Source organism: Bradyrhizobium sp. sGM-13, assembly GCF_018398875.1.
GTDB lineage: Bacteria > Pseudomonadota > Alphaproteobacteria > Rhizobiales > Xanthobacteraceae > Bradyrhizobium.
Genome location: NZ_JAGWDK010000110.1, coordinates 1 through 3,607, shown reverse-complemented (window position 1 = coordinate 3,607; position 3,607 = coordinate 1). Strand labels below are relative to the sequence as shown.

Genomic DNA, 3,607 nt, shown 5'->3' with positions numbered 1-3,607 from the left:
GGGTCGGTCGCCACGACAACTTCTTCGCGCTGGGCGGCCACTCGCTGTTGGCGGTGCGGCTTCTCAGTCGAGCGCTAGATTTTGGACTTGCGTTCAGCGCAGCCGATCTCTTCCAAGCTCCTGCCTTGAGCGAACTTGCCGCGAAGATTGATCTGGAGCAGCACCATAATACGGCTCGAGTGCTTCCCGTTCGTTCCACGGGATCGCAACTGCCGCTCTTCTTTGTTCCGACAGGTTTTGGAGATTGCTCCTATGTCCTCTCCTTGGTGAAAGAAATGCACATAGACTGTCCTGTCTATGCTCTGCCATGGCCGTCTTTCAATGACGCTTGTCCACTAACTCTTGAAGGGATAGGCGAGCAACTCATCACGGCGATTAAAGGGATTCAGCCTCGGGGTCCATATCGCTTCGCTGGGTACTCTTCAGGTGGAATTTTGGCTTACGCAATTGCCCAGCGCTTAAAAAGCGTCGACGAAACCGTGTCGTTCATGGCTTTCATCGACGTTATATTGTCTGCAACTCCATCGAGCCGATCGAAAGCCCAAATAGTACTAGAAATGGTCTTAGAAACTCTCGAATCCTTGGACGACGAGGAGTTCGAAGTGTTGAAGCAGTTTGCTAGAGAAAGTTCAGTCGTTCAGCTGCTTGAAAAAGCGCAGCAAATTGGCGCGATAACTGCAGATGATCTCCACAAGGAGGCTTTGATATATGAAAGAATAGCCAAATTTCAAAGCGCACTGCAGTTGTATCAAGTCCCTTCCCTGCCGGTAGAAATACATCAGTTCTATGCCGCAGAGTCTTTGTTAGGTCGTCGGGAACGAGCCGCCAAGATTTCGAGAGGTCCAGAGGAAAGTTCGCCCATGAGGGGGTGGGATCAGGTTTTAAGTCCAGCGGCCATTCATACCGTACCCGTTCAAGGTAACCACGTTACGATGATGACTATTCCAGAAAACCGCCGAGTTCTGGCGCGATCGTTATCAAAGGCCTTAAACAGTTCACCGACAACACCTCCATTGTACCAGTAAAGGCTGAACGTGTGATGATGACGCGCTTACTCCGTCCTGGCCCTCAACTTCCGTCAACTTGCGAACTGCTGACTGAAGGAGGCGACGAGCGCATCGAACTCAATCCGATAGTAATGGCCAACAAGTACGGTTGCCGACCGAAACCCGATAGTGGACTACTTGCATTTGGATCTGCGACGGCATCCACTATCTCTGAAGCTGGATTTTCCTCCGCTGAGGAGGTTCGTCACAAGCTCTTGCAGACGTTGCAGGACGGAAATTCGGCAGAACTCTACTTGGCGGAAATCTGCAGACTACGAAGCGAATTCGTTGGTCTCTGCGGCCTGAGACAACTTTCCGGACTTGAGACCATTGTGTCTCCGTCTGGAACAGACGCTCACATGCTCGCCGCCAAACTAGTGGCTGGAAGCACTGCAGCAAAGACGTTGGCAATTATGGTTCAGTCGGAGGAGACCGGGAGTGATGTCGCGGATGCTCTAGCTGGAGCCATGTACTCTCGGTATGCAGCGCTGGGTACCCCGGGAGCTGCAGGTAATCTTGACGATTCCATCGATGTTAGAGCCATAAAGATTCGCACAGAGGACTGCGGCCTCCGATTGATTGCGGCGATTGACGACGAACTCGAGGCGATCGTATCCACGGCTGCAACGCGGTACGATCGCATTCTGGTAGTATTGACCGACGTTTCAAAAACCGGAATGTTAGCTCCCAGTCCGAGTCGTGTGCTGGATCTGAAGCATCGCTGGCCCCATATCATCGAAGTTCTTGTCGATGCAGCTCAGTTCCGGCTGGCACCGAGCACGCTACGCAGTTATCTCGTCGCGGATTGCCTGGTGGTCGTCACCGGATCAAAATTTGTGGGCGGTCCTGCATTTTCTGCAATGCTACTGGTACCGAAGGCTGCGGCATGTCGCCTGATGAAGCAAGAGTTGAGTCCTGCGATCAGTGTGACTAGCGCGCGCGCAGAGTGGCCGCAACATTGGAATGGCGTCCACTCACTTCACAATGTCAGTAACTTTGGATTGCTTCTACGGTGGTGCGCTGCACTCGTGGAGTTGCGCGCTTTTCGCAAAATTCCAGAGGAGGATGTCCGAAGGGTCGTGCAGGCTTTTTACAATGCGATTACCTCCTGGATCAACGATGCTCGGCACTTTGAGTTACTGGAACAGCCGGCCTTGCATCGCCGTCCGTCTGTAACGGGTGAGCCCTGGGACCAGATTCCGACAATCTTTCCTTTCCTTCTGTTTCGGATCGGTCGGGACGGGAGACGAAGGCCGCTGGCTGCGGAAGATACAAAAACAATTTTCCATCAGATGAGGAAGAACCTGGTCGCGAGAACGGGCTTACCGGAGGCCTGCGAGGAAATATCTTCAGTACGTTGTGAACTAGGACAACCTGTTCTCTGCGGCGAACGAGAGGGAGCCCGGCTAGCTGCCTTGCGCCTGTGTCTTAGCGCGAGGTTAATCGTGCAGGCCATCGATGCGGGAGATCGAGGTGTCAATCTCCTGATCGAACGAGGGCTCACTGTGTTGGAAAAAGTGGCTTTCCTCGCCAAAAATTCGCCAACCGCCTTGTGACAAGCAAATCTGTATAGATGCTCATGCCTTGCCTTCGGGCATCCGTGTCTTCCTTGAATTCTTCCCGCACGCGTTCCTGCACGAGCGCTTGTAAGCGGCTCTCTGCCTCCACCTTGTCGGGGGCGAGCTGACCGGCAAGATGCGAGCCGTCACATACAGTAGGGTTCGCATACATGGTTGACCATATCGTTGACGCTTCGGGGTTCGGGGCCGTGATATCCAGGTCGGTGCGGGACGTCGCCGCCGGTGGAGCGTAAGCGGTTCTCTGCCAGGAAAATAACCGCTTACGAGCGCTCGGACCTAACTAAGTACCATCCGGCCGGCACCCCGGGCAGGTGTAGCTCGGTAGAGCAAAGCCGCCCGGACGCGCGCCCCCCAATAGCGCCGTAGCGGGCGGGCGGCTTTGCGGTGGTCACCGGCAGTTCTCCGGTAGGATCGGGTTGCGACACGCCAACGCAACCGAGGAACCACCGATGACCGACGACATGATGAACCTGCGCACGCTGGTAGAGAAGACCCCCGATGCCGATCTGCTGCGCGAGATGATCGGCTTTGCCGCCCAAAGGCTGATGGAGCTGGAGGTCGAAAGCCAGACCGGGGCGGCCTACGGCGAGACGAGCGGCGAGCGTCTGGCGCAGCGCAACGGTTACCGCGACCGGATCTGGGAGACCCGGGCCGGCGCGGTTGAGCTGCGTATCCCCAAGCTGCGCAAGGGCTCCTACTTCCCGGGTTTCCTGGAGCCGCGCCGCATGGCCGAGAAGGCGCTCCGCAGGCCATTCTTCCGTCCCGGCCACCGATCTCGCAGCCGCCGCGCGTAGGGGTGGTCAAGGCTGGCCGCATTTGCGGCCACCGCAGGGCTTGGCCTTGACCGGCCCGAGCACGGCGGCACACTGGCGTGGAATGGGACTGCATTCCTGGCTAGAGCGGGATGGGTCTAGTCTGAGTCGATAGAGGATTGAACGAAGCCGCTACCGCGGCGTGAACGGCGAGGTGGCGTAGAGCGCC

General features: G+C 56.4%; 2 protein-coding genes and 1 pseudogene. All 3 read left to right on the top strand.

The window, feature by feature from the left end; all coding sequences use genetic code 11:
- The coding region (locus tag KJQ96_RS38185; RefSeq protein ID WP_249727373.1) for a thioesterase domain-containing protein at positions 1-1,025 on the top strand (1,025 nt) is incomplete at its 5' end.
- 380 nt (positions 1,026-1,405) lie between these two features.
- Positions 1,406-2,602: a hypothetical protein gene (locus KJQ96_RS38180; RefSeq protein ID WP_249727375.1), complete on the top strand. Its 1,197-nt coding sequence runs from the start codon at positions 1,406-1,408 to the stop codon at positions 2,600-2,602.
- A 473-nt stretch (positions 2,603-3,075) separates the two neighbouring features.
- Positions 3,076-3,369 (top strand): annotated as a pseudogene (locus KJQ96_RS38175) (transposase); the annotation flags it as partial.
- Between the last annotated feature and the right edge of the window lie 238 nt (positions 3,370-3,607).

What these genes read in the sequence shown, in the direction of transcription:
- KJQ96_RS38180 (WP_249727375.1), top strand. Translation starts at nt 1,406, where the DNA reads ATGCTCGCCGCCAAACTAGTGGCTGGAAGCACTGCAGCAAAGACGTTG.